We start from the raw sequence: 1562 nt of genomic DNA on the forward strand, positions 1-1562 counted from the left end.
CAATGTCATTAACTTAAAAGCAGAAGATATTTATTCCGAAATGGATTAGATATCTTCTGCTTTTTTTGATATGCTTATATTGTAAAAAGAAGCCATGAACCTGCTCAAAAAAGGATGTGATTATGCATGAAGCATTCTCAGAAACGTATATTCATGGATATAGAAAAAATGACTTCTGATGAATTTAAGGCATTTTGCCGATCAGGTAATAAAAATTATTTTACCAGAATTCGAAAAATGCCTCTTCAGGATCTTCTTTTCACGATGATAAACAGAAAGGGGTTGACGTTGGCATTGGAACTGAGAAATTATATGAAACTTGCTCATCCTGGTGTGTCTATTTCAAAACCAGGATATCTGAAACAGCGTATGAAACTTAATCCAGATGCTTTTTTAGAATTATATAAATATCATAACCGTAACTTTTATGCAGATTCCACCTTTTCAACTTACAAAGATCATTTAATATTAGCCGCTGACGGCTCAGATATTAATATTCCTACCACTGCTGAAACACTGAAACTATATGGTTCTGCAAGCCGGAAAAACACAAAGCCCCAAGCTCAAATAGGATTAGGCTGTATTTATGATGTAATGAATCGTATGATACTGGAAAGTGACTGTAATAAGGTGAAATTTAATGAAATGCGCCTGGCCGAAAAACAGATGGAGCGAATACCGGAAACAATAGGCAGCATTCCCTATGTTATTATCATGGACAGAGGCTATCCTTCTACGCCAGCGTTTATACATATGATGGATAAGGATATTAAATTTATCGTACGTTTAAAAAGCAGTGATTACAAAAAAGAGCAAAACAGTTTAATAGAAAAGGATCAGCTAGTTAAAATAAAACTTGATAAGTCAAGAATCAGACATTACGAGGGAACGCCAGATGGAGAACGTATGAAAGAATTAGGTGAAATTTCATTGCGTATGGTAAAAATCCTATTAGAAAACGGAAGTTTAGAAGTTTTGGCTACAAATCTTTCACAAACTGAATTTCATACAGAAGAAATAAAAGAATTATATCATATGAGGTGGGGGATAGAGACTGCGTATGAAACGCTAAAGAGTCGGTTACAGTTAGAGAATTTTACAGGAACAAAACCTATTCTGTTATTACAAGATATATACAGCACTATATATCTGAGCAATTTAGTTGAAGATATCATATTAGATGCAGAGCGTGAACTGGATCAGAAAGAAGCGAACAGAAAACATAAAATGATGATCAATCAGACTGTTAGTATTGGAATCTTAAAAAATGATCTGATTTATATACTTCTTGAAACGGATGGTCAAAAGAAAAATATGTTATTTCAGCAAATATATGAAGATATCAGTAAAAATCTTGTTCCCATTCGTCCTGATCGGCATTATACCAGAACGAAAGGGCAATTAGCAGGAAAATATTCGAATACCCATAAAAGAGCGTACTGAGCTAAAAAATACGAGTACAAAGAGAAGGGGATAAGTATGCCCATATACAAACAAAAAGCAGGAATCATAGTTTTATAAATGCTTACGATTTCTGCTCTTTGCTAAAGTTAATGACATTG

Annotated in this window: 1 protein-coding gene; it reads left to right on the forward strand. The window is 33.7% G+C overall.

Annotated features, from left to right (window positions below):
- Positions 1–153: 153 nt before the first annotated feature.
- On the forward strand, positions 154–1443 hold the full coding sequence (locus tag DW743_RS17785) for an IS4 family transposase (RefSeq protein ID WP_238033145.1): 1290 nt from the start codon (positions 154–156) through the stop codon (positions 1441–1443).
- Positions 1444–1562: the final 119 nt, after the last annotated feature.

Origin of the sequence: Blautia sp. AM28-27, assembly GCF_003480905.1 — a bacterium.
GTDB lineage: Bacteria > Bacillota > Clostridia > Lachnospirales > Lachnospiraceae > Fusicatenibacter > Fusicatenibacter saccharivorans.

What these genes read in the sequence shown, in the direction of transcription:
- DW743_RS17785 (WP_238033145.1), top strand. Translation starts at nt 154, where the DNA reads ATGGATATAGAAAAAATGACTTCTGATGAATTTAAGGCATTTTGCCGA.